Below are 26,534 nucleotides of genomic sequence, written 5' to 3' on the forward strand. Positions count from 1 at the left end.
AAATAATCCATTACTGGACAAAAAGTCTACAAAAAAATAGCCATAAACACTGACTGAACAATGTTTATGGCTAATAAATATGATGTAGGTTTGTAAATCTGTAGAATGCGGGTAAGAAGATTCGAACTTCCACGGAGATAATTCTCCACAAGATCCTTAGTCTTGCGCGTCTGCCAATTCCGCCATACCCGCGTACAAGTAATATTTTACAATTCATTAATTTCAATTACAAGTACATGTTTGATAAATATTAACTAAAGACTGATATTTTTTATGAATTTTAGTTTTCCACGACATTTTCCACAAACATATCTACTAGTATCGATGCGACGTACTCGTTGATAAAGCGTCTGACAGTGACTGCACTCATATATGTGCACTGTTCGATGCCGTGTGACTTTTTTCAGTGCCGGTGCAAATCTTGAGCCACCAACTTGCGCTAGCAGAACTTTGAATTCACGATCACGATGTTGTGACGGCAAACCAGCATTGTATAGATGATAGTGGCATAATTCATGCTTGATGACACCGACTAGTTCATCTAGACCATAGACTTGATAGACCTTTGGATTGATATCGATGTGACGATCATCCAGATGAAATCTGCCCCCAGTAGTCTGCAAGCGGCTGTTAAAAAAGGCTTGATGAACAAAAGGTTTCCCAAAATTTTCTTGGGAAACCTTTTTGATTAGACGCAATAATTCTTCGTCTGTCATTAAATTTGTGTCATCCTTTGAATATACTTCGAGAATTTATCCATGTTTTCATCTTGAACTTGCTCTGCTTCATTGAACGCCTTACGGTCGATAGTTTGGTCTTCATTGATACTTGCAGTCATCTGCTTGCATCCTTCAACATACTTCTTAAAGACTGAAACCATTGACATGTGTGTCCCCATGAATCTAGCTGGAGCCTTGGCCTTTTCCAACTTAGCTAAAATATCAGAATATGTCTTCGTACCAGATTCGAAGTCGTGCATGATCTTCGTATACTTGACTGAATCGATCTTCTCAACTTGGTCACGGTCCAATGCCTTACGAAGTGTTTCAAATTCTGGATTTAATTTATCTTGTTCATCTTGAATAGTTTGAACTGAACTATTGATCAAATTACCATAAACCATGGCCTTTTTTTGTGTTTGATTCATAATTATTTTTCCTCTTCTTCCAAAGTCTTTTCGGTATAAATATCACGTTCGATCGTAAACCTAGGGCGATGCTTCACTTCATTGAATATTTTACCAACATACTCACCGATCACACTGATACAGATCAGTTGTACACCACCCAGTGCCCAAATTGAGATCATCATCGATGACCAGCCTGAAACAACGTGACCATTTATCTTCTGTACTAAAGTATAGATTAACAAAAAGATACTGATCAAGACAATAAAGAATCCTAATCCCATGATCAACTTGATGGGAACGATCGAAAATGACGTGATCCCATCCATGGCGAATTTAATCATCTTCCGCAAAGGATACTTGGATTCACCTGCAAAACGTTCCTTGCGAGCATAGTATACTTTGTCCGATTTGAAACCGACCAAAGGTACGATGCCCCGCAAAAATAAATTGGTCTCCTTATAGCTCAACAAGACTTCGCAGGCGCGCTTACTCATCAAACGAAAGTCTGCGGAATCAGGTACTAAGTTGACGCCTAACCAGCCCATGAACTTATAAAACATCTCGGCGGTATTGCGCTTGAAGGAACTGTCAGTCTCACGATTATTACGAACACCGTAAACGACCTCTGAACCAGCGATAAAGGAGTCCACCATTCTAGGTATAGCATCAACATCATCTTGCAAATCAGCATCGATCGTCACGACAGCATCCGAATCCTTAGAAGCTGAAGTAACTCCAGCTAATAAAGCACCCTGATGACCGAAGTTGCGACTGAGTTTGACCCCACTGACGATGTGGTTTTCTGCGGAAAACTGATCGATCAATTCCCACGTCTTATCTTTACTACCGTCGTCAACATAGACTATCTTACTATCTGCGCTGATCTTATCCAACTTGATCAGATTGGTGACTATCCTAGTTAGTTCCTTAGTAGTCTCATGGAGCACTTCTTCTTCGTTGTAACAAGGCACAACGATACTTAATTTAAACATTGTGCGAATCTTTCCCCCTCCACTTGCGTTGTATGAATTGGACAACCGTATATAGACCGAGGCCACCCAAGATAGCTACTACCGGCATAAATTCCAGACGGTATCTACCTTGTACCTCGATCAGTAATTGCACTACTGCATACGCCATTAGTGTTAATAGCAACAAGTAAATATTATTGCTGAAATCAAACTTGAACAGTTTCAACGACCCGATCCATGAGAAGATTATCAAGAGCACCGTTCCCATGTAGGCTGCTAGTCTCATCAAGAAAGTGGCGCGATCTGAATGAATCTTATCGAACCCAGTAAAGTCTGTTGCAGTCGAGTTTTGTGCCCACAAACTACTGTTCTTACTCCAAAATAAACTGAACCATTTATGATTAGTATTCAAATAATCGATATTCTCATCGATGACGTGATACTCTTTTTTGCTCATCGTATCTCTGCTATCTTTCAAATCAAAACGATTGACCATTGCCTGATCATAAGTTCCACGGGAATTGTAATCGAGCCCGATGACAAACTTCCACTCTGAGTCTCGATTGGACAAGCCGTATTGATTCAAACCTGAAGATTTGATTGCCAAGCTGGCACCGCTAAAGATGACCAAGTAAATCACTAGTGTCAACAGCGTCTTCCAGATTGCATCAAGATGCAGGCGATTGTTACTTATCAACAAATAAATCACGGCAAAGACGACGATACCAGCAATTACCACTGGTCCGATGGGCCGAATGATACTTCCTAAACCCAAGGTCAAACCTGCCAAGCCAAACGACCAGTACTTGTTTAGCATGAGCAAATAAAAAGTCACTAAGAACAACAGCATCCCCAAGTATTGATTGTTGGTCTGACTGTTCAAGGCGAACCAGTCTAAGTCGATCATCAACAACAAGACTGACAGACGTGCCATCTTGATATTAGCGAAGATCTTGATCACCAATTGATACACCATTAATAAGATCAACGATTGATACAAGATATTTAATAATTGAATCGCCAAGATATTATGACCGAAGATTTTGACTACCGTCATAACGTAGACTAAGAATCCCGATTGATATGCCCACTTGGCAAAATAATCATTATCCATCTGATAAATATCCTTGCCAGCTAGTGCCTTAGGAGCGTTGTGCCAAAAGGCTTTAAAATCACTGACCTGTGTCTGCGGCACTAACTTGATCCAAAGGAGCGCTACGATAGCAAAAATTGCTATCAGGCTGAATAAAACGATGCGATTTTTGATCGGATTCTCATCGGATATCCTGACCAAAACCAAGGCAGCTAATAAAACTAATATAATTGCACAAATAAGAACCAGTATATTGAATACTGGTTCATAAGTTAGATAACTCTTACCAAAATAAACCGCCATCTGTAAGAATACTACAGAGGTGAATATCGCAACGCAGATTAAAACGATTTTACTAATTATACTTTGAAATTTGTTAAGCATCTTTCCCTCTTCTATCGTCCCTCTAAATTGCAGTTTCGTCAGAATGAATATGTGTTGCTACATACTCACCTAACTTCTTAATACATCCCTCGATGTTTTCCATACTTGAAGCATAACTGAAACGAACGTGGCCTTCACCACCAACTCCAAAATAACTTCCCGGTAGGATCGCCAAGTGTTCTTGCTTTAAAACATCGAAGCAGAGTTCGACGTCATCTTGATTCAATCCTTCAGGAATCTTCCCGAATAAGTAAAAGGCTCCATCAGGGTCTGGACATTCAAAGCCGATACTGCTCAGTCCCTTAGCTAGAACATCTCTTCTGCGACAATATTCTTCACGCATCTTGATTGGATCATCAAGGCCATTCGTGTACGCTTCTAGAGCTGCCGCTTGAGTAATTGATGTAATCGAAGTAGTTGCCAATTCATGAATCTTGTTGATTTGAGAAATAATCTCAGCTGGTCCACAAACAATTCCGAATCTCCAACCAGTCATGGCATGTGACTTAGATAGACCGTTCAACAGTAATGTTTGTTCAGGTAAGAAATTAGCAAATGCCTCATGCTTAAAATTATAAGTCAATTCACTATAAATTTCGTCACTTAATACAAATACCTCGTATTTTTTTAATACTTTGGCTAATTCAACTAACTCATTATGAGTATAACTAACTCCCGTCGGATTGCTGGGATAGTTGAATAAAAATATCTTGATCCGTGGATGCTCCTGCATGATCTCATCTAAAACGTCTGGAGTTACCTTGAATCCAGTCCTAGAAGTATCGATATAGACAGGTATTGCACAATTGAAGTCGGCATCCGGACCATAGATCGTAAATGAAGGCGATGGTATCAGCACCTCATCTCCCGGCTGTAAAATAGCGTTAAAGGCAGAAAATACTCCTTCAGTTACACCCGTGGTAACGATTATTTCTGATTCTGGATCGTAATTCAAATCGTACTTAGTGTGCAAATAATCAGCTGCTGCACGTAACAACGCATGATCCCCTTCGGGGACTGTATAGTGAGTTTGATTATTTTCGATCGCCTTGATGGCAGCTAGCTTAATATGATCAGGCGTATTAAAACTAGGTTCACCAATGGTCATGTTGATAACATCAGGAATTGCCTTAGCATAGGCATTGAATTTGAAAATATCTTGTTGCTTGATGGCTACTACTTCTGGTTTCATTAGTGACAGAGTATTTTTTAACATGTTTAAACACCTCCTTCCGCATATTTTAGCACGTTTATTTATGTTAAAAAAATAGACATTCAAAAAAATGAATGTCCAAATATGAAATTCTTTATAGTTGACTATTTATCAAAAACTGTATACGGATTCCTGCGTTTGTGCGCCGTCTTCTGGTACCAATTCTCGATAATCTCGGCACTCTTTTCAGGAATATCTCTTCCCTCTAAGTAATTATCAATGTCTGTATAAGATACACCAAGAGCTTTTTCATCTGGAAGGCTTGGACGATCTTCTTCAAGATCCGCTGTCGGTGTTTTTTCATAGAGATTCTTAGGTGCATTTAGTTTTTCTAACATCGCCCGACCTTGGCGCTTGTCTAATCTAAACAATGGCGTAACATCCGCAGCTCCATCGCCGAACTTGGTGTAGAACCCCGTAATATTCTCCGCCGCATGGTCGGTCCCAACAACGACTCCCTTATTATCCCCCGCAATAGCGTATTGTGCAATCATGCGGGTACGAGCTTTGATATTGCCTTTATTGAAATCAGTAATACTATAACCGTTAGTTTCGACGGCCTTGACCATTGCATCGACACTATCCTTGATGTTGACCCGCGAAACCTTGTCGGCTCCCATCCATTCGATAGCTTGCATGGCATCAGATTCGTCGGCCTGTTCACCATATGGTAGACGCACGGCGATGAATTGATAATCCGTATCTCCAGTCTCATCACGCAGTTCACTCGCAGCCATTTCTGATAACTTACCAGCCAGCGTCGAGTCTTGACCACCGGAGATGCCTAGTACTAATGTCTTCAAAAAATCGTGCTTCAATAAATAGTCCTTCAAGAAATCAACTGAGCGTCGTATCTCCGTTTCAGGATCAATGACAGGCTTAGTACCCTCATACTCAATTATTTCTTTTTGTAGTGGTCTCATTTCTTAGTCACCTATTCTAATATTATTTACATCATTACGAATTTTTTCGATATATTTCATCTTATGACTGTATAGTTTCGATGACAAGTCCACTGGGTAAATTTGTGGGTTCAAAATACGCTTGTATTCATCCCACAGTGAATCAAGATTCTTCGCACAATATTTTCTGATCTCTTGAACACTTGGTGATTGATATACTTGCTTACCATCAACGAAAATATCGTGCAGCAGTGGTTCAGCTTGGAAATCTTCGACTGTCTTGTTGATGTAAGTATATTGTGGATGGAACATGTAAAGTGACGAATGTTCACGTGGATCTTCATTCCAGAGTGTGATGTAATCACCTTCGGACTTGCTGTTCTTCTGATTATTAGTGATTCTCCATACCTGTTTCTTACCAGGTGTAGAGATTTTAACAGCATTACTGGACAATTTCAAGGTGTCCATCATGTTGCCACGGTCGTCTTCGATGCTTACTAACTTGTAGACGGCACCTAGAGCTGGTTGGTCAAAGGCTGTGATGTTCTTAGTCCCGATACCCCAAACGTCGATCTTAGCACCTTGCATCTTCAAGTTAAGGATGGTCTTCTCGTCTAGGTCATTAGAAGCGTAAACCTTGGCATCGGTGAAACCTGCTTCGTCCAACTGTTCACGGACACGTTTCGAGATATAAGCCATATCACCTGAATCGATCCTAACTCCCTGAAAGTTGATCTTGTCGCCAAACTCTTTAGCCACTTTGATGGCACTGGGCACACCGCTCTTCAAAGTATCATAAGTGTCCACTAAGAAGACACAGTTCTTGTGTGTTTCGGCGTATGCCTTGAAGGCTTCGTACTCATTACGGTAAGTCTGAACCAGAGCATGGGCATGTGTTCCTGAGATAGGAATACCAAATAACTTACCTGACAAAACATTACTTGTGGCATCAAATCCACCAATATAAGAAGCACGACTACCCCAAACGGCGGCATCGACTTCTTGAGCACGACGAGAGCCAAACTCCAATACTGGGTCATCTCCACAGACAGTCTTGATCCTAGCTGCTTTAGTAGCAACCAGTGTTTGGTAGTTGATCATATTCAATACGGCTGTTTCGATCAGTTGACACTGTGCTAGAGGTCCTTCTACTTGGAAGATGGGCTCTTCATTGAAGACTAGGTCACCCTCCTTGGCTGAGCGGATCGTGCAGTTAAACGTCATATCCTTGAGCCAGCGTAAGAATTCTTCGTCAAATTCGCCATATTCACGTAGGTATTCAATATCTGAGTCTGAGAATTTGAGATTGTTCAAATAATCTATAACATGTTCCAAACCAGCAAAAATAGCATAGCCATTGTCGAATGGTCGAGTTCTAAAGTAGCATTCAAAAACTGCTCGACGATTATGCAGCCCCTTTTTCCAGTATGTATACATCATATTCAATTCATAGTAATCAGTATGTAAAGTTAAACCTTCGTCTTGATATTGGGTCATCATATCTCCTTGATTAATCACTGAAATTTTGATTGATTATAGTAGCAATCAACACTTAAAGTAAATTGTACCCTTTGTTGACTAATTCGGCTAATTTTTCGATTGAGTAATTTTCCCGGCTCTCTTGATACAGCGCCAAGCCTTTGCGATTTAAAGTATCGTTTCTCCAGTCATGATAAGCGTCCTCCAGTGCGGCAACTAACTGCGATTCATTTTCGGAATCTACCAACCAGCCCGTGCTGTCATTGATGATCTTATCCGTTGCACCGACATTAGTGGCGATGACTGGACGACCATAATAAGCTGATTCCAAATACACCGTTGGCAAACTCTCAGACTTAGAAGTTAAGATCGAAACGTCGCAATCCTCATAGTAGTCACCCGTGTTTTCTTTGAAGCCAACAAAATCCACTCGTTCATTGATACCTAAGTCTTTGGTGAGTTTTTGTAATTCCGACATCAACGGACCATCCCCGACTAATGTCAGATGATAGTTGAACTTCACTTTGCTCAAAGCTTCTAACAGTAACTTGTGATTTTTGACCTCGACCAATCGCGCTACTTCGACGATATTGAACGTATTGTGTCTAGTAGGTAACGGGTTTGAGTTAGAAAAGTCGATCGCATTGAAGACTTCAAACAACTTATTATCGGATATATGTAATTTTTCAAAATACGACTGCAGATTGGGATTCATATAGAAGATAAAGTCTGCCTTCTTCAGTGCATGCAGATTAAGATTTAGCATGACCTTACCCTTCAAGCCCGAAAAGTCGATCCGTGGATCTGAATGAACCGTGATCGCCCACTTAGCTTTGATCTTCTTATGAATCAATGAAACAAGATAGTTGGCTCTAGGACCGTGAGTGTGAACAATATCGATCTCATTGTTATCGATATAGGCAATCAATGGTTTCAATATCGATAAGTCGAACCGTTGCTTTTGAGGCATTACTGCAACTTGCAAGTCGTTTTCACGTGCCATCTTTGCAACAGGACCATCTTCAAAAGTTAACAGACTAGACTCGGTATGAGTCAACTTCTGACCCTTCATCAAGTTAACAATATATGTTCTTGCTCCGCCGTCTTCGTTGCCGGCATTAATATGTAAAACCCTCATAGCACACCTCTCAAATTAATCTTTCTCGTGTATAATAATAATACAGTAAAGGAGAACGGTATGCACAAGAATAGAATAAATATTTTGGGTACACATTTTGACAATTATACTGAAAAACAATTTCATAAATATTTAAGTGACGACATGAACGGCAGAGCTAACAAATTCATCGTCACACCTAATCCTGAAATTGTTCTCTCAGCACGTAAAAATCCCGAATTTTCAGAAATCATCAATAGTGCCGATTACGTCATCCCTGATGGCATTGGAATCATCAAAGGTGCCAAAACCTTAGGCACTCCGATGCATGAACGTATCACTGGGTATGACACTCTGATGTTCCTGATCAAGGCAGCCAATCGCAAACAACTCAAAGTCTATCTACTAGGGGCTCAACCAGAAGTTATCGAAGCCAGCGCAAAACGTATCAAGCGTGAATTCCCACAGATAGACTTGGTTGGTTATCACGACGGCTACTTCAAGGAAGATCAAGAGGTCGTGGCAGATATCGTATCAGCCAGACCTAATATCGTCTTAGTTGCCTTAGGTTCACCTAAGCAGGAATTCTTCATCAACAATTATCGTCGACAAAACGACGCCATCTGGATCGGTGTTGGTGGTAGCTTTGATGTCTTCTCAGGAACAAAGAAGCGTGCACCAAAGATATTCCAAAAACTAAGCCTTGAATGGCTCTATCGCTTGCTCAAAGAACCTACTAGGTTAGGAAGAATGCTAGCAATACCAAAGTACATGCACTTAATAAATGTCGAAAAAAAGAACCCAGAAAAATAAAATTTTCTGAGTTCTTTTTTTGCTTAGTAATGTAACTTGCATTGAATTATTATTATCTCATTTTGATTAATTTTGTATACTAATCTATTACTACTATCTATATGTCTAGACCAGTAACCCGAAAGATTCGCTTTTAACGGTTCTGGTTTCCCCAACCCTTTGTTGAACCCGTCTCGTTGAATGGATTTGATTAACTGATTGATTCTTTTGAGAGTCTTTTTGTCTTGGTTTTGCCACGATACATATTCGTTCCAAGCATCTTCTTGGAACGAAATTCTTAACTCAATTTTCATTATCTAACAAGTCGTGTTCCTTATATTTTTTATTGTCAACGTCATGAGCGCGACGCGTCAGTTCATTTAAATTATTTTTGCTGTAGAAAGGATCCTTTGCGTCAAAGGGAAGTCCACCCTCAGAAATACTTTTTTTAACAAACATAGTAAAAGCAGTGGATAAGTTCATGCCAATGTTGTTATAAACTTGTGTGACTAATTCTTTATCATTTTTATCTATTTTGAATGAAATTGGTATTTTTGGATTACTCATAATACTTCACCTCAAAATTATTCTACAATCTTTAATGACATTAGTAAATAAATAAGATTACTTTTGATAGCAAATGAATATTATATAGATTTACTTTAATCAATATCATTCTTAACGTAGCCATTTTTGTGGTTTGTGACGAATGATAACCACTTCGCCTATAAATGTCTTGGAAAGGTCTGGCTGTTGGTAATCCTCAAGAACCGTGAATTTAAATTTGGACATATAAAAATCCCTCCATAGCCATCAGATGAATTATTGTATTTCATCTGACAACCATAAAGGGATCATCGCACAGAAAAATAAAATTTTCTGAGTTCTTTTTTTAATCGTTAACGCCGATCGTGGTAGGATCGTCATTGGTTCTCATGAAGATTCTAGCATTGAACATCGCATAGGCTAGGATCGAAACGAAGTAAATACTTACAGAAGGCGCCTCGATAACGTGACCCGTTAATAATGCCATGCCGAATCCTAATGCCACACTGGCAACTAAGAGCGACCACTTGAACGACCACATGTACTTGAACTTCCTAAAGAACGTTCCGACCAGATATACCAAGCAGTATATCAACGGCGCCATATAGACGATCGTTCCTAAGAATCCAAACTGGAAGAAGATGTCGATATAATCCATCTCGACCAACTTGGCTTTTTTGATTTTTTTGAAGTTAGTAGCATAACCCATACCGAATATCTTCTGAGCAGGAGTTGCCTTTGAGAAGTTATCAGCTGCGTTTTCGAAGTAGACCGTTCGACCACTCAATAAGTAAGAGACGGTCTTATTAGTCTTGATATATTTTTCTTGATCTTTGGTCAGGCCTTTTTTGGACTTAGCTTGCTTCTTCTTATACTTGATCATCTCACTGTGCAATTCTGCCGTTCTGGAGACGGCCATAGCTGGATAGGCTAAGAATATACCACCGAGCGTTACGACCAACACACCGGCTAAGAATGCCATCAGCTTCTTATTGGCACCGTGCCTGAAGAACTGGATCACGGCTGATAGGATTCCCATGCAAATACCAAAGATAATGGCGATCAATGAACCCTTCGTACCTATCAACAATGCTGCATAAACGGTGATGATGATAGTTATCCAGTAATAAACACGCGTCCAAACGTCGATCTTTTCTAGTGCATACCAGATCATGATCGGAAACGTGATGGAAACGATCGCGCTTAGCTCATTAGCAGCGAAGAACCAGCCACTCTCACCCAACTTGTAGTATGAGTACGAACTGAATGAGCTTTTGGTGAAATGAGCAATTATCATGATCAAACTGACAATATTGATCGCGTAGAATATTCCTCTGGGAAAAAGCTGATTGATTATCCTATCTTCTGCCAATTCCTCGAACGCATATAAGTACGCTAGTAACATGACGGGATAATACAGACTCTTTGCGAGTGTTGTTAATTCAAGTGACGGAACGAATAGTGTCTTTGTTTTGTAGTTAACGGCCAAACTGATAACCGACATCAATGCCAATAAGACAAAGTAGCCGATTATCATAAAGCCTTTTTTGTTATCACGGTTCAATATTAGGTAAATCAATAGATAGAAGACAGTCACAGCCATGACGATCATACGAATGAAAACACCGAATGTAACATCTATATGCATCTTTAGCATTAATCCTGTGATGGAATCTAATATCGGTTGAAATACAATATACAGCATCAAGAAGATGCTATATTTTTTTACAAAGCTTTGCATAAGTGACTCCCAGCTAAATATTTTGAAACTATCTGAAACTATGTTGTAACTATATTACCTTAAATTACGTGTAAAAAAAATGCTTCACTTTATCTTTCTAGATAAAATTCAAACCTGTCACCCGCATATTGTGAACGGACATATTCAAATGGACGTCCATCATCCAATGTCGTTACTTGGCGCAACCGTAGAATAGCTGAACCCCGCTTTACTTTCAAGAGATTAGCAATTTTTTCGGATGAGAGCATGGCAGATACTGTCTGCGTCGCTGTCCCTAATCGTAACCCAGCTTTGTCCTCTAACGCCTTATAGAGTGAGGACGTGATATCTTCTTTGTTTAAGTCACTAACTATCGACGTGGGGATAGTTGCGACCTCGAAGCAGATCGGTTGATCATCTGCATAACGGATTCTTTCCATGCGGAGGATCTGATCGCCATCGGCTAATTTTAGTTTTTCCATTTCACTCATAGAAGGATCTGCGATGTGATATGAGACCGTCTTACTGGATGGCTTCTTACCTTGGTCCTCGGTGATCTCCGTGAAACTCGTCGTACCTGACATTTTTTCCTGGACCTTGCTACTAGCAACATAAGTACCCGAACCGACTTGTCGTTGCAAGATTCCTTCGTCTACTAGAGTTTGGATCGCTTGTCTAAGTGTCATACGACTAACGTCAAAATCTTCGGCTAACTTACGTTCTGAAGGGATTCTCTCTCCAACTGCCCACTTGCCTGATTCGATTTCTTCTTTGATTCTATTATGTATTTGAATATAAACTGGAACTCTCATGTTTAAAATCTCCTTTTGAGCAGTAACGTACGTATTGCACTAATAGATTGATTATACCGTAATTCATCTTAATAATAAAAAAAAGGACCGATAAAATCGGCCCTTTTTCTGTAGTTATTGGGTTAGCTGGATTCGAACCAGCGCATGATGGAGTCAAAGTCCATTGCCTTACCGCTTGGCTATAACCCAATCAATGGAGGGGAGTGGATTCGAACCACCGAACCCGAAGGAGCGGATTTACAGTCCGCCGCGTTTAGCCAGACTTCGCTACCCCTCCATGTCTATACTCGACTTAATTATATTACCGAAAATAGACATACATTTCAAGTATTTTTTGAGAGAATTTTTAAAGTATAAAAAAAGCCGGGACGATTATAATCATCCCAGCTAATATATCAATAATTATCTTAATTAACACCTTGCATCAAAGGTTTGATCTTAGGCACAAGTAAGGCCAAGATGATACCTGCAACAAGAGTAACAACACCTGTGATACCGAAGAACATCATTTCGTTACTTGGGTTTCCAGGTTCGAACAACTTAACAAGTTGCGCATTAGCAGCTTGTCCAGCTGAATCGGCTAAGAACCACATACTCATCATTTGTGATGAGAAGGCCTTAGGAGCTAGTTTAGTAGTAGCTGACAATCCAACTGGTGAAATCAACATTTCACCAACTTCAATGATTGCCCAACTTAGAACTAGCCATAGTGGACTAACCTTACCATTAGAACTCAAACCTACTAGAGGAATGATAAGTACGAAGTATGAAATGGCAGTAACAATTAAACCAAGCCAGAACTTCGAAGGTGAAGAAGGTTGTCTCTTACCAAGCTTGAGCCATAACCAGGCGAAGATTGGTGAATATACAATGATGAAGAATGGGTTAAGCATTTGGAACTGTGGAGCTGAAAGACTGAAGTTAGCAAAGTGTAACTGTGTTTGTTCAGCAGCAAACAATGCTAGAACAACTGATCCTTGTTCTTCAATTGCCCAGAAAATAGCAGCAGCGATGAACAATGGAATATAAGCAACAACACGTGAACGTTCCACTTTTGTAACCTTTTTACTTGTCAACATCATTACGAAGTACCCGATTGGTAGGGCAATACCTAGAATACTTAGGATGATGATGAAGTTATCAACGGTCAATGCCTTAGCGAATGCCATAGCACCTACGATAATAATAATTGCAATAACAGCATATGCAACACGCTTGTAGAATTTCTTTAATTCTGGCCCTGAAATTGGGTCTGGAGCATGGAGACTTGATTCTGGAAGGTATTTTTTACCATCCCACCAGTAAACAAGAAGTCCAAAGAACATACCGATAGCAGCTAACGAGAATCCGGCATGGAAGTTATAGTGATGCCACATCGAGTTAACAGCTTGTGGAGCAATAAGTGAACCTAAGTTGATACCCATAACGAAGATACTGAAACCAGAATCACGACGAGGGTCGCCTTCTGTATATAATCCACCAACCATTTCAGAAACGTTAGGTTTCAACAAACCAGTACCAATAGTGATCAATCCGATCGAAAGGAACAATCCAGTTTGTCCGAACGGGAATGATAAGGCGATATGACCAAACATGATCAATACACCACCCCAGAAAACAGTTCTTCTGGTTCCCAGGATTCTATCACTAATATATCCACCGATAACACTAGACATATAAACTAGTGAACCGTAGATAGACATAACGGATGCAGCTGTAACTTGGTTCATACCAAGTCCGCCCTTATCTATAGCATAATACATATAGAAAAGTAAGATGGCACGCATACCGTAGTAACTGAATCTCTCCCAAAATTCAGTTAAGAACAATGTTCGCAGACCTATAGGTTGTCCGAAGAAACCTCGGTCTTTCTTCTTTTCGTCCATTAAAATATCTCTCCTCACATTACACAACGTTAAGCTTATATTAATCTCTAAAACTAGTTATGTCAAAACTTTTTTAATATTTAGGTCATAAATGTTGTCATATCAACAAATAAAAATAAGAGCCTTTTAATTTAAGCTCTTATTTATTGACAAATTTGACTATTTATTTATAGCGTTTTATAAAAGTTCTCATAACCTTGTGACTCTATGGGCTATTGGTGATGCTTGAACGCCATCGTCGCAGCAACAGCCTCTTTCCAGCCATCGTAGAGCCCTTTGCGGTCATTTTCTCTCATTTTTGGTTCATAAATCGTGCCAGTTTGATAGTTCTTTTTAACATCTTCCAAATCGTCCCAATAATTATTTCCTAATCCAGCTAGGAAGGCTACACCTAGTGAAGTCGTCTCTAATTCGGACGAAACTTGTAGTGGGATGCCTAGGATATCTGACTGAAATTGCATCAAATAATCATTAGCCGTTGCGGCACCGTCGACTTTTAAGACCTTGATAGGAATCCCCGTGTCAGAATTCATTGTCTCGATAATATCCTTGGTCTGATAAGCGATCGCCTGCAAAGTTGCCTTGATAAAATCATTGTCAGTCGTACCACGGGTGATACCGAAGACTGTACCATGAGCCTTGTCATCCCAATATGGTGCACCTAAACCTGAGAATGCTGGCACAACATAGACTTCGTCGCGATCGGTCGACTTCTTAGCCGCCGAGTCAGTATCAGACGTATGCTTGACGATCCTCATCCCATCGCGCAACCACTGCAATGCTGCACCGGCGACGAAGATACTACCTTCCAAGGCATAAGTTATCTTGCCATCGATACCATAGGCGATCGTCGTCAGCAAGTTATTATCGGACAACGCTGGCTTGTTACCAGTATTCATGACTGCGAAGGCACCTGTACCATATGTATTCTTGACCATCCCTGGTTCAAAGGCCATCTGACCAAAGAGTGACGCTTGCTGCGAACCAGTCATCCCTGTGATGGGAACTTCTGAACCATAAAAATGATAATTCTTGGTGATACCGAAATGTTCAGAGTTGGATCTGACCTCTGGCAACATCACCTTCGGGATATTGAATAACTTGAGCAACTCGTCATCCCACTTGAGGTCGTTGATGTTGTAAAGCATCGTACGACTGGCGTTAGCGTAGTCTGTTAGGAAACTATCACCATCAGTTAGCTGCCATAATAACCACGTATTGATAGTTCCAAATAACAACTCGCCCTTTTCTGCACGTTCCTGTGCACCGTCCACGTGATCGAGTATCCAACGAATCTTGGTTGCCGAAAAATACGGACTGACGATCAAGCCCGTCTTCTTATGGATCTCTTCTTCGTAGCCATCCTTGATCAATTCGTTAGCAAGATCTGAGGTTTGGCGACTTTGCCACACGACAGCATTGTAAATCGGCAAGCCAGTCTTCTTATCCCAGATCACCGTCGTTTCACGCTGACTAGCAATCCCGATCGAATTGATCTGTTCGGGCTTGATCCCTGACTCGATCAAAGTCGTGGCGATCGTCGTTTGAACTGCATTCCAGATCTCAGTCGCGTCATGTTCGACCCAACCGGGATTGGGCAGGATTTGACGAATCGGATGACGTGCCGAGGCGATTTTTTTGCCACTATGGTCGAAGATGATTGCTCTAGCCGTAGTGGTTCCTTCATCAATTGCAAGTATGTATTGTTTTTTAACCATTTTTATCCTCACACAATCGATAACAGCAAAAAGGTTTAATCACTTACATAATTAAACCTTTAATTGTTATTAATTTATTAATTAAATTTATCCACCGTATCTATTTAATAGCTTTATGCTTGAACTGTCTAGTAGCACTTACCGCTTGTTGCCAACCTTCATACAAGTAATCTGAACGTTCCTTGTCCATTGTTGGTTTGAAAGTTGCGCCAGTAGCGTAATCCTTCTTGATCTCGTCCAAGTCTTCCCAGTAGCCAACAGCCAATCCAGCAAGGAAGGCAGCACCGAGCGCAGTCGTCTCCAAGTCCTTAGCACGCTGAACTGGTGTTTGTAAAATATCAGCTTGGAATTGCATCAAGAATTTGTTGTTAGCAGCTCCTCCGTCAACTTTCAAGGTTGGAATATCGATCCCGGTATCTTTTTTCATCGTGTCGATAACGTCACGTGATTGATAAGCCAATGATTGTAATGTTGCCTTGATGAAATCTTCACGTGTCGTTCCCCGTGTCAATCCGAAGACTGCCCCACGAGCATCTGAATCCCAGTATGGTGCACCTAGTCCCGTGAAGGCTGGTACTACATAGACTTCGTCATCATCATGCGAGCTGATAGCAGCTTCTTCAGATTCTGGTGCTGAGTCCACTAGTTTCATAGCGTCACGTAGCCATTGGATGGCTGAACCGGCAACGAAGATACTACCTTCAAGCGCATAGTAGACCTTGCCGTTGATCCCATAACCGATCGTCGTCAATAAGTTATTGTCTGACAATTGTGGTTCTTCACCGGTATTCATAACAACGAAGGCACCTGTACCATATGTATTCTTGACCATACCCGGTTCAAAGGCCATTTGTCCAAATAGAGCTGCCTGTTGGTCACCAGCCATCCCAGATATAGGAACTTCTGAACCGTAGAAATGATAATCCTTAGTCTTGCCATAAACTTCAGAGTTGGGACGGACTTCAGGAAGAATTGCTTCAGGAATGTTCAAAATCTTCAAAATGTCTTCATCCCACTTCAATTCGTGGATATTGAATAGCATCGTACGACTTGCATTAGAGTAATCAGTTACGTGAGTTACACCACCTGATAGTTTCCATAGTAGCCAGCTATCGATCGTCCCAAATAATAACTCACCCTTTTCAGCACGTTCTTGTGCACCATCAACGTGATCCAAGATCCAGCGAATCTTCGTAGCTGAGAAGTACGAATCGATCAATAGACCAGTTTTTTCGTGGATCATGTCACCATGACCGTCTTCTTTGAGTTTGTTAGCAATATCCGTTGTCTGACGACTTTGCCAGACGATTGCATTGTAGATCGGTAAACCAGTAGTCTTATCCCAAATCACAGTCGTTTCACGTTGATTAGTGATTCCGATACCTTTGATTTGATTAGGTTTGATTCCAGATTCAATAAAAACATTCGCAATTGTGGATTGTACAGCGTTCCAGATTTCATTAGCATCGTGTTCTACCCAACCCGGTTCTGGGAAGTGTTGCGTAAATTCACGTTGGGCATCAGCGACCTTGCTTCCTTGCTTATCAAAAATAATCGCACGTGTACTTGTAGTTCCTTCATCAATTGCCATAATGTATTCATTTGACATTTCTGCACCTCATCTCTTTAATGTAAGCGTTTCATAATAAAATTCTATAACATTAAGCTAAATATTGAAAATCAAATGACTTGATTTATAATAATTAGCTATTTCACAAACATTTTACTATTATTTTTATCTAAATACTTAATAAATTTCAAATAAACTGCAAAAATCGCCATCGCCAGCACGGAAATGATCCATCCGAGCTTCAATCCCGGCACCCGATACCGTAATTCTATCTTATGGTATCCCTTACGCAGATTGATTGCCATCAAATTACTGACAACTTTGTGGATTTTTATTTTTTGGCCATTATCATAGGCACTCCAGCCATTGTCATAGGGAATACTGAGTAATAGCGGTGCTTTTTTTTGAACTAGAATGGTCCCGCGGACGGTATCGTGATCGAGATCAGAAGTTATCTTCATTGAGTTATCTCGGAACTTACTCATGCTTGCTTCATACTTATCGTAATCCAACGATTGGAAATAACTCGGGTTGATCTCTAGTGGCTTGTGCGTCAAGATCTTGACCTCGACCGTCTCATTCTTGGCAAACTCACCTAGTTCTGTAACGGCGGCTCTTTGGATCTGGACTTGCGAAGTCTTGATACGTTTGCCATTAACATAGATCCGGGAAGCGTGATAATTAAATGGCGCAACATAAAAGTATAACGGTCCTGCAGTTTCAGTTTTCAACTGATAAGTGTACATCGTTCTGCGCTTGACATCTTGTTGCGACATTTTAGTGATCGAAGCATTCTTCAAATACTGCGTACTGTCGCCATTCAGGGATTGCCACAGCCGATTTTGATTATCCAAAGCTCGTTTCGGTAACATCTGAAAATCATAAACATCTGGATCGACTAAGAATCCCAAACTCGGAGCCTTGTAATGAACATTGACGGTATAACGATGGAATAACTGATTGATATCGAAGTAAACTCCAAATAACGAGTTGGTTATCTTGGTTCCTCCAAAATAACTGATCCTTCTGACATTCAAGCTGAAATAACCTAGTTGATTCATCATCGTCATCGTATCTTGATTGAGTGTCGAGCTGTAGAGGCTCAATCCATTGATATTGAACAAAACCGGATCGTTATAATTATTGTACTGATCAGGAAAGGCCTTATTCAGACCCGACTGCGAGACGATGATCCGGTGACCGGGATGACTACTATCCTTGACCTCAGTCAGAACCTCATTTTCTCGTTGATATTGCTGACTATAGATCTTCTGATTACCTAAATATGCCGTATCAAGAACTGAATTGAAGTTGGCGAAGACTTCAAAGGATATCATCAACAAAATACCGATACCAAAATACTTGTTCCGACTAAAAGCTATCATCAAGATACACGACACGACGATACACAATAAGCTCAGCCAGAAATAATGACCGTTATAGGCATTATCAGGCGTCTCATAGCCCATTTTTTCGATGAACTTGGGGATCAGCCACTCTGTCGCATAACCGATACAGATCAACATTCCAGCTACACAGCTGGCTTTGATGATAGTTTGGGCATCTTTGAACACTCCAGCTGAAAAGGCCTTGTGTGCGACGAATATGCAGACGAACGAAAAGATAAAACTATTCCTGAAGGGAAAACCGGCTGGATTCTGAAACATGTGCCAAACGGTATTAAAAGTCGTAACGAACATGCTCAATAACAAAATGCCGATCAAAAAGAGCGAATGATCCTTGTCGAGCTTTGACACGCGATCACTCAAGAAATAACTCAACAACAATATCAAGACTGTCGAAGTCATAAAGACGGACGGACCGTGATGCAGTCTCTGAATAAAAGTATTCCCGCCGATCCCCAGCTGAGTGAACGCCTCAAGACCAAAGCGAGCTGACGGTAAATAATTGAAGCTGTTAAAAGAAGTCTTCGCCGTCTTGAGCATCCCCATCAGTGTCGGCACCAAAACGATAGCTGAACTCACCCCCGCCAGTATTGAAGTCACTAAGTAGTTTCTGATAGTGATGAATCTAGTCCGTTGCTTCATCAAGTCATCTTCTAAGGCTAGGTATATGAAGAAACAAACTGAAAAAATACACAGCATGTAGCCAAGATAGTAATTAAAAATAATAGATAATAAGAGCGAAAAATAATACAAGGCTAGTTTGTTATCTTGGATGACTCGCATGACGCCGACCGCCACGATCGGCAACATGATCAGCGCATCGAGCCACATGAGGTCATAGAAGTACGAGGCGACGAAACCACAAAAACCATAAGCAATCGTAAAAATATAATTGGACGGACGCGATTGCTTAAAATACTGTGTCAAAAAATAGGCCATCGAAATGCCCATCGCGGATATCTTCAGCATGATGATCACGTCTGCGGCAACTGGGACTGATTGGGCCTTGAACAATACTAACAACAAGTTGAATGGTGACAACAAGTAATAACTGATGATCGGAAAAAAATTATCTCCTAATGATTGACTGAATAAGTATAAATGAATATTCCCATGGACCAACTGACGTCGTAATTCTGTCAAAAAAGCAATGTACTGTGTACCTAAATCACTCGTTAAAAAATTATTATTTCCAAATGGGACTAAACCGTTGTACCAAAATATCACTGAAATAATTAGCAGATTGAGTAAGAAAGCACCCAAATAATACACAATACGATTTTTTTTCATTTTAAACTCCCGTCAAAACTACCTGAAAATCATAAATAATTAATAACATATTATCAAGTCGATTACATCAAAAAAGGCTTGCGTAAGCAAGCCTAGAGTAGTGTAGTTTTTCATATTTTCATACCTCTTGATAGTTTTTGTTTCGATCGTTTTTGTTTTATTTTTAATTTAATTTAACAATTTCTTTGCGTTATGGTTTTTGACCATTCTACCGCATACAGTAGCGATCACTGAGACGCCAGCGATAGTTAAAAATGGATGTTTCTTCATATGATTCACCTCGTTTAGATCATCTCTTTGATGACCATGTACATATAGTACCGAGATAATATGAAACAATTTCGCACAAACTTAGAAAAAAGTATGAAAAATTTTTAAACAAAATATTAATCTAACAATATGGAAGTCAAGTCCGTAAGTAGCCACCCTCTTGATCGACCGCCTTTTGAGCCGCTGAATTCAAGTAATCGTAGGGGTTATTGAAATTAGGTGAGAATAGCATGTCTAAGAATGCCAACTGATCGATCGTACCGTGATTCTGGATCAGCACGGAAATAGTATTCGCTGATTCGGATACGTCGTGCTTACTTGTGATCTGTGCACCTAATATCTGACGATTGTTGCGGTCGTAGATCAATATGACCGTGACTGGGTATGGATCTGGCATGAATTCTGGACGGTAAGGTTCTTCGTAGACTATGCTTGCGACATTGAAGAGTGACTCCTTGGCGTCATGTAACGTCATCCCCGTGCAAGCTACCGTCCGACCAAAGATCAACATGCCTGTCGTCGCTTGTGTACCGATAGAACGCAATCTACGCTCAAATGTATTCATCCCTGCTAACATCCCCTGTCTCACAGCATGAGAAGCCAACGGTGAGTACTTGTTGGATGCCGTCGGATTATAGTGAATGACTGACGCATCACCGGCAGCCAGGATGTCATTATTTGAGGTATGCATGTATGCGTCAGTGATGATTGCTCCATTGTCAGCCATCTTCACCTGACCTTGTAACAAATCAGTCTGGGGAATCATGCCCGAACTTATCGCCGCCATATCCACTTCGTATTCACCAGCATCGGTACTGACTAGTAGATCACCCGCATCGGTATCGTCAAATGACATGACCTTAGCGCCCGTGATCACCTTAACTCCGTGATCAGTCAAGTCACGTGTGACCATCTCACTGATGACCGGCTCGACGTACTTATTCAATAAATACGGAGCTTGCTGGATCAAGACCACCTCATGGCCAGATTCAGCGTAACCTTCAGCTAACTCTACTCCGATATAACCACCACCGATGACGGCGATTCTTTTCTTATCCTGCGTGTATTGGCACAGGTCGTGTGCCTGATCGTAAGTTTTGCACAGCATGACCTTAGGATTTTCGATCCCACTGATAGTCGGGATAGCCGTCATCGAACCCGTTGCCACGATCAACTTATCATAAGAGTCAGTCGTCATTTTTTTGGTCGTCAGATTCTGAACCAATAAGCTGTGTTTTTTAGCATCGACTTGGATCACGTCATATTGCATCTTCATATCCACACCTTGCTTAGCAAAATCCTCCGGCTCAGCATAAAGGGCATCTGAAAGCGTCTTGATCGTACCCTTAATATGTAGATATGTTGCGCAAGATAAGTAAGAAATACTGTCCTGTCGTTCGTATACCGTAATATCTGTGTCTGGATAATTTTTTAAAATCTGTGAAACTGCTGCTATTCCAGCGTGAGTACAACCAATTATAACCACTTTCATAATATTTACCCTTTCTTTTTTATTAATATTGTCATAGTATATTATAATGCTCTTTCGAAAATAAATAATGATTAATGAGGAGGAATTTTTATTGGAACAGATTTACCGTTATTTTGTACAACCACAAATAGATACAAACACTGATACCATCATTGGATACGAATTGCTAATGAAGCAATTAACACCTGAAGGATGGCGCCTACCCGCCTCGTTTTCAGACATCGATCCAAAAATAGTTGCTGAATTATTGATTGAAACTACCAAAGTTCTATCTATTAAAGTACGACGTTGTTCGGTGAACATCAGCCGTGAGCAATTAATGACTACATCCATCACTAAGGCTATCATCAAAAGCCAAGAACAACTTTATCCAACAAAATTGGTTGTCGAACTAACTGAAGATGATGCTCCAAAAAATTACTCCGTACAAGAATTATTGCCACAACTTCAAGAATTCTTAGACAAAGGTATGCAAATATCACTCGATGACGTCGGTACTGGCGATAATTATTTTAGTGATATTCAAGAATTATTACCTTTCGTTCACGAAGTGAAGTTTGCTCTACAAAACTTCGCTTTAAAATTCCAAGATCCAATGCTACAACAAAAAGTGCACTTCTGGCATGCGATCAGTCTCGAATATGGCTTACGCTTGATCTTAGAAGGTATCGAAGACAAATTCGATGACCAGATAAGCGCCGAGATGGGTATCAATTATAAACAAGGCTATTATTACAGCAAGCCTCGATTATTGAAACTACCCGCAGATACTTGTTTTGGTTAAATATAAATCAAAAAAATCCTACGATCATTGACGAATAGTCGATAATCATAGGATTTTTATTTTGGAACGATTTTATTAAGTCTATTCTACTGCAGCTTTGCTATTGGCCTTTTCTACAGCAGCGATTGCTAGCGCACTGACATAGTTGATCGGCTTGTCAAAGTTTGGTTGGAACAAGAAGTCGACCATTGATAATTCATCGATCGTTACTTCTTTTTGGATGGCTAGTGATAGTAAGTTAGCTGATTGAGATACATCATACATGCTAGTTAGAGCACCACCGAGTACGACACGTGTCTCTGGGTCCCAAACTAGATTCATCAATACTGGTGTGGTCGTCAGCATGAACTCAGGGCGGTAGTTATCTTCAAGAGTTACACTTTCGACTTTTTTATTGAGGGCTGCGGCATGTCCAGCAGTCAAACCACTAGCAGCATAGGTTCTACCGAATAGTTCCACGGCTGATGATGATTGTGTACCGATATACTTAGCCGTATCTTTTTCGATATTGGCACCAACTAAGATACCTTGACGTACAGCGTTAGTTGCTAATGGGATATATTGATCGTCACCCGTTGGATTGTAGTGAACTGAGGCAGCATCCCCAGCTGAGAATACGTCAGGTTTACTTGTGTGCATGTATTCATCAACGATCAAGGCACCATTAGGTAGCGTCTCAAACTCGTCTTTGAACATATCTGTATTAGGACGGAAGCCGACGCACATTACAGCCACGTCTGCCTTGTATTCATTCTTGTCAGTCTTAACGATCACACCGTCAGCTGTTTCTTCGAATGATTGGACCTTTTCGTTCAAGCCTAGTACAACACCATTATCAAGATAGTCTTTTTCAGCTACCTTAGACATATTCTTATCCAGGTTCTTAGCAAGTACATCAGGTAGAGCATCGATCAAAGTCGTCTTCTTACCCAAAGTAGCATAGCCTTCAGCTAATTCGGCACCGATATATCCAGCACCGATAACGATGGCACTATTGATGTCTTTAGCATTGTCACGCAATTCAACGGCGTTAGACCAGTTCTTGCAGAGACGAACCTTGCCTGAATCAATTCCGGGGATATTAGGAATGATTGGAGCTGAACCTGTGGTAATGACTAACTTGTCGTAGTCTTGTTCAGTTACTTCGCCAGTTGTTAAGTCCTTAACTGTCAGTTGCTTGTTGTCGAAGTCGATATTAGTTACATCGTGCTTCATCTGCATGTCTGCACCCAACTTGGCTAGATCATCAGGACTTGAATAGAACATCTTGTTAGGATCTGAGACACGATCACTTACCCAAAGAGCGATCCCGCATGACAAAAACGACAAATTGTCATTGCGTTCATAAACGGTAACTTCCCAGTCTGGATGTGCCTTCAAAATATTCATTGCTGAAAATGTTCCTGCGTGTGTACAACCGATAATACTAACTTTCATAGTATTTACCATCCTTCTATTGTGATTTTTTAAACTATCACTATTGAAAGATGCATTTTATAAGTAAGCGCTTTACCCTTGCTCCAAAAAAAAAGCTCCTCAATTGCGAATCACCTATTGCACCAGTAATAGTAGTAGTTCCCTTCTCTCTCAATAACCAAATTCCCTTTTTTGACTGTAAAAAAAGAAGTATTTATATTATCATCCTAAAACTTATTTTTGTGACGTTAAAAACAAATAAAATTTTTTGTCAAAATTGAATAGAAATGTTTAAACATATGTTGTATACTCTAATTGTGAAAGAGGTACAGATATGATTCCAATGCAATTCCTTCCTTTTATTAAGTAACCGACATAAACTAGCACGATACACATCCTCATATCGTGGTAATTTATCCAAGGGTAGAAGCATAGAGTTGCCCCCCTCAATCAATTTTATGTTTCTACAATTGTTCCTTCAGTTCCCATTTTCCCATTCCGATGATCACTGATTGAATGCTTTCATTAATTAATAAAATCCCTCTCTATTTTTGACAAATTTGGAACCCTCATAATCATATCTGACCACTTACACTACTGATAACCCGTTGCACAGTGAGTGCGACATAAATAAGCCCGTCCCCCCAAGAGGCGAGCTTATTTTTTTTGCGCAAAAAAAAGGGAGTGGAATAATTCCACTCCCTTAACAGTATGCCAGTTGCAGGATTTGAACCTGTGACCGCCGGTTTACGATACCGATGCTCTACCAACTGAGCTAAACTGGCATTCGCGCTTATAAAAAATACATCTAATTCAAATTGAACTAGATGTATTAACAGCGCACCTAGGTCGCCCTAAGCTATAACTCCGAATGTCAGACTCGAACTGACGACACCCTGATTAACAGTCAGATGCTCTACCAACTGAGCTAATTCGGAATAATCAATAGTCGCTTTTCAACAACTATTAAATTTTATCAATCTACTAATAAAAGGTCAATATCTATTTAGCATTTTCTTTAGTAATTTTAGTAACTCCACCCATATATGGTACTAAGATTTCAGGAATCGTCACTGAACCATCTTCGTTTTGGTAGTTTTCTAGAATCGAAGCAACACATCTACCGACAGCTAATCCTGAACCGTTCAATGTGTGGGCCAATCTCGTCTTACCATTTTCGTCACGGTAACGGATCTGTGCACGGCGGGCTTGGAAGTCTAGACAGTTAGAACAACTTGAGATTTCACGATATTTTTCTTGAGCAGGTAACCATGTCTCCAAGTCATAAGTCTTCGTTGAACTAAAACTAGCGTCACCACTTGATAGAACGATCACGTGATATGGAAGGTTCAACTTCTTGAGGATGTTTTCAGCATCAGCTGTCATCTTCTCTAATTCATCGAATGATTGCTCTGGCTTAGCAACTTTGACCATTTCGACCTTGTTGAATTGATGCATACGGATCAAGCCTCGTGTATCTTTACCAGCACTACCTGCTTCAGAACGGAAACTTGGTGACAAGGCTGTGACTTTCTTAGGAAGCTCTGCGCCGTCAAGGATCTTACCAGCAAAGTAGTTAGTCAATGGTACTTCGGCTGTTGGGATCAATGTCAATGGATTCTCATCAACCATGACTGTATAGACGTCTTCAGTAAACTTAGGGAATTGAGATGTACCAAACATCGCTTGGCTATTGACCAAGTATGGTGTGATCATTTCGGTATAACCCTCTTGTTGGTGTTGATCCAACATGAAGTTGTAGACTGCACGTTCAAGACGAGCACCTAGACCGACATAATATACAAAACGGCTACCTGAAACTTTTGAAGCTTGGTCAAAGTCCAGGATACCTAGATCTTCACCGATCTCCCAGTGATGCTTTGGTGTGAAGTCGTATTCAGGGATGTCGCCCCACTTACGAACTTCTTTGTTATAGCTCTCGTCAGGTCCGACGGGAACTGAGTCATCAGGGATATTAGGTAGACGAACCAAGATATAGTTCATCTTGTCATCTGTGTCTTGCAACTTTGTGTCTAACCCCTTGATGTCAGCACCAACTTGTTGCATATCAGCGATTTGTTGGTCAGCGTTTTCTTTATTACGCTTCTTTGTAGCGATTTCTTGAGAAACATTATTTCTCTTTTCTTTCAAAGTTTCACTTTGAACTAATAATTCACGACGTTGCTTATCCAAGTCTAACAAATGATCGATCTCTTCAGCAGTAACACCACGTGAAGCTAACTTATCCTTCGTCCAATCTGGATTTAGTCTGATCATCTTCATATCAAGCATTGATATATCCTCCTAATGTTTGTAAACAAAAAAAGTAGTCATTCATCCTGTAAAGGGACGAATAGACTACTTTTCGCGGTACCACCCAGTTTCAATGTATCTCAAATACATTGCACTCTCAGACTATATCGGATCAATCCGAACGGCATTACCCGTTAGCTAGAGCACTGGAATACGAATCTTAACGGTTCACACCATCCACCGTCTCTCTGGAAGATTCTAAGTAGGCACTCTCTACGCTTTGTTTATTTA

21 protein-coding genes and 5 tRNA genes are annotated in these 26,534 nt (G+C 40.5%); 2 read left to right on the forward strand and 24 right to left on the reverse strand.

Annotated features, from left to right (window positions below):
• Positions 1-106: 106 nt before the first annotated feature.
• From AC27FM_RS07145 to AC27FM_RS07185, 9 genes are all read right to left on the reverse strand, one after another.
• Positions 107-192, reverse strand: a tRNA-Leu gene (locus tag AC27FM_RS07145).
• Positions 193-254: 62 nt separating this feature from the next.
• Positions 255-716, reverse strand: coding sequence for a SprT family protein (locus tag AC27FM_RS07150; RefSeq protein WP_487087047.1), 462 nt, complete (start codon positions 714-716; stop codon positions 255-257).
• Positions 716-1,147: a hypothetical protein gene (locus AC27FM_RS07155; protein WP_487087048.1), complete on the reverse strand. Its 432-nt coding sequence runs from the start codon at positions 1,145-1,147 to the stop codon at positions 716-718. Before AC27FM_RS07155 ends, AC27FM_RS07150 begins: the two co-directional genes overlap by 1 nt.
• A gap of 2 nt (positions 1,148-1,149) precedes the next feature.
• Positions 1,150-2,121 (reverse strand): glycosyltransferase family 2 protein, encoded by a 972-nt coding sequence (locus tag AC27FM_RS07160; RefSeq protein ID WP_487087049.1) that lies wholly within the window; start codon positions 2,119-2,121, stop codon positions 1,150-1,152.
• Positions 2,114-3,577 (reverse strand): glycosyltransferase family 39 protein, encoded by a 1,464-nt coding sequence (locus AC27FM_RS07165; RefSeq protein WP_487087050.1) that lies wholly within the window; start codon positions 3,575-3,577, stop codon positions 2,114-2,116. The genes AC27FM_RS07160 and AC27FM_RS07165 overlap by 8 nt, the downstream gene beginning before the upstream one ends.
• Before the next feature lie 22 nt (positions 3,578-3,599).
• On the reverse strand, positions 3,600-4,793 hold the full coding sequence (locus AC27FM_RS07170) for an aminotransferase class I/II-fold pyridoxal phosphate-dependent enzyme (RefSeq protein ID WP_487087051.1): 1,194 nt from the start codon (positions 4,791-4,793) through the stop codon (positions 3,600-3,602).
• A 101-nt stretch (positions 4,794-4,894) separates the two neighbouring features.
• Positions 4,895-5,713: an ammonia-dependent NAD(+) synthetase gene (gene nadE / locus AC27FM_RS07175; RefSeq protein WP_487087052.1), complete on the reverse strand. Its 819-nt coding sequence runs from the start codon at positions 5,711-5,713 to the stop codon at positions 4,895-4,897.
• A 3-nt stretch (positions 5,714-5,716) separates the two neighbouring features.
• Positions 5,717-7,192: a nicotinate phosphoribosyltransferase gene (locus tag AC27FM_RS07180; protein WP_487087053.1), complete on the reverse strand. Its 1,476-nt coding sequence runs from the start codon at positions 7,190-7,192 to the stop codon at positions 5,717-5,719.
• A 52-nt stretch (positions 7,193-7,244) separates the two neighbouring features.
• Positions 7,245-8,309: a glycosyltransferase gene (locus AC27FM_RS07185; protein ID WP_487087054.1), complete on the reverse strand. Its 1,065-nt coding sequence runs from the start codon at positions 8,307-8,309 to the stop codon at positions 7,245-7,247.
• A gap of 60 nt (positions 8,310-8,369) precedes the next feature.
• Between AC27FM_RS07185 and AC27FM_RS07190 the strand changes: the two genes are divergently transcribed.
• Entirely contained in the window at positions 8,370-9,101 is a 732-nt protein-coding gene (locus tag AC27FM_RS07190; RefSeq protein WP_487087055.1) for a WecB/TagA/CpsF family glycosyltransferase, read from the forward strand.
• Positions 9,102-9,124: 23 nt separating this feature from the next.
• On the opposite strand, the gene AC27FM_RS07195 is transcribed toward AC27FM_RS07190, so the two are convergent.
• The 11 genes from AC27FM_RS07195 to AC27FM_RS07245 all read right to left on the reverse strand — a co-directional run bounded on the left by AC27FM_RS07195 (position 9,125) and on the right by AC27FM_RS07245 (position 21,790).
• Positions 9,125-9,394 carry a Txe/YoeB family addiction module toxin gene (locus AC27FM_RS07195; protein WP_487087056.1) on the reverse strand — a complete coding sequence of 90 codons (270 nt, stop codon included), beginning with the start codon at positions 9,392-9,394 and terminating at the stop codon, positions 9,125-9,127.
• A complete protein-coding gene (locus AC27FM_RS07200) occupies positions 9,384-9,647 on the reverse strand; it encodes a type II toxin-antitoxin system RelB/DinJ family antitoxin (protein WP_487087057.1) in 264 nt (87 codons plus the stop codon). The genes AC27FM_RS07195 and AC27FM_RS07200 overlap by 11 nt, the downstream gene beginning before the upstream one ends.
• A gap of 325 nt (positions 9,648-9,972) precedes the next feature.
• Complete coding sequence (locus tag AC27FM_RS07205) at positions 9,973-11,367, reverse strand: O-antigen ligase family protein (protein ID WP_487087058.1); 1,395 nt, start codon at positions 11,365-11,367, stop codon at positions 9,973-9,975.
• A gap of 89 nt (positions 11,368-11,456) precedes the next feature.
• Entirely contained in the window at positions 11,457-12,158 is a 702-nt protein-coding gene (locus AC27FM_RS07210) for a GntR family transcriptional regulator (RefSeq protein ID WP_487087059.1), read from the reverse strand.
• Positions 12,159-12,275: 117 nt separating this feature from the next.
• Positions 12,276-12,347 (reverse strand) — tRNA-Gln (locus AC27FM_RS07215).
• Between the two features lie 5 nt (positions 12,348-12,352).
• Positions 12,353-12,435: transfer RNA gene (locus tag AC27FM_RS07220), tRNA-Tyr, on the reverse strand.
• A 130-nt stretch (positions 12,436-12,565) separates the two neighbouring features.
• Positions 12,566-14,044: a peptide MFS transporter gene (locus AC27FM_RS07225; RefSeq protein ID WP_487087060.1), complete on the reverse strand. Its 1,479-nt coding sequence runs from the start codon at positions 14,042-14,044 to the stop codon at positions 12,566-12,568.
• A gap of 212 nt (positions 14,045-14,256) precedes the next feature.
• Positions 14,257-15,762 (reverse strand): glycerol kinase GlpK, encoded by a 1,506-nt coding sequence (gene glpK, locus AC27FM_RS07230; protein WP_487087061.1) that lies wholly within the window; start codon positions 15,760-15,762, stop codon positions 14,257-14,259.
• A 100-nt stretch (positions 15,763-15,862) separates the two neighbouring features.
• A complete protein-coding gene (gene glpK, locus AC27FM_RS07235) occupies positions 15,863-17,371 on the reverse strand; it encodes a glycerol kinase GlpK (RefSeq protein ID WP_487087062.1) in 1,509 nt (502 codons plus the stop codon).
• A gap of 98 nt (positions 17,372-17,469) precedes the next feature.
• Positions 17,470-20,028 carry a YfhO family protein gene (locus AC27FM_RS07240; RefSeq protein WP_487087063.1) on the reverse strand — a complete coding sequence of 853 codons (2,559 nt, stop codon included), beginning with the start codon at positions 20,026-20,028 and terminating at the stop codon, positions 17,470-17,472.
• Between the two features lie 406 nt (positions 20,029-20,434).
• Positions 20,435-21,790, reverse strand: coding sequence for an FAD-dependent oxidoreductase (locus AC27FM_RS07245; RefSeq protein WP_487087064.1), 1,356 nt, complete (start codon positions 21,788-21,790; stop codon positions 20,435-20,437).
• 91 nt (positions 21,791-21,881) lie between these two features.
• On the opposite strand from AC27FM_RS07245, the gene AC27FM_RS07250 reads away from it, so the two are divergent.
• On the forward strand, positions 21,882-22,574 hold the full coding sequence (locus AC27FM_RS07250; RefSeq protein WP_487087065.1) for an EAL domain-containing protein: 693 nt from the start codon (positions 21,882-21,884) through the stop codon (positions 22,572-22,574).
• Positions 22,575-22,655: 81 nt separating this feature from the next.
• Here AC27FM_RS07250 and AC27FM_RS07255 read toward each other — a convergent pair whose 3' ends face one another.
• From AC27FM_RS07255 to serS, 4 genes are all read right to left on the reverse strand, one after another.
• Positions 22,656-24,011: an FAD-dependent oxidoreductase gene (locus tag AC27FM_RS07255; RefSeq protein WP_487087066.1), complete on the reverse strand. Its 1,356-nt coding sequence runs from the start codon at positions 24,009-24,011 to the stop codon at positions 22,656-22,658.
• Between the two features lie 691 nt (positions 24,012-24,702).
• A tRNA-Thr gene (locus AC27FM_RS07260) sits at positions 24,703-24,775 on the reverse strand.
• Positions 24,776-24,855: 80 nt separating this feature from the next.
• A tRNA-Asn gene (locus tag AC27FM_RS07265) sits at positions 24,856-24,928 on the reverse strand.
• A gap of 64 nt (positions 24,929-24,992) precedes the next feature.
• Positions 24,993-26,282, reverse strand: coding sequence for a serine--tRNA ligase (serS, locus tag AC27FM_RS07270; protein ID WP_487087067.1), 1,290 nt, complete (start codon positions 26,280-26,282; stop codon positions 24,993-24,995).
• Between the last annotated feature and the right edge of the window lie 252 nt (positions 26,283-26,534).

This window comes from Companilactobacillus sp. y65-5 (assembly GCF_057541095.1).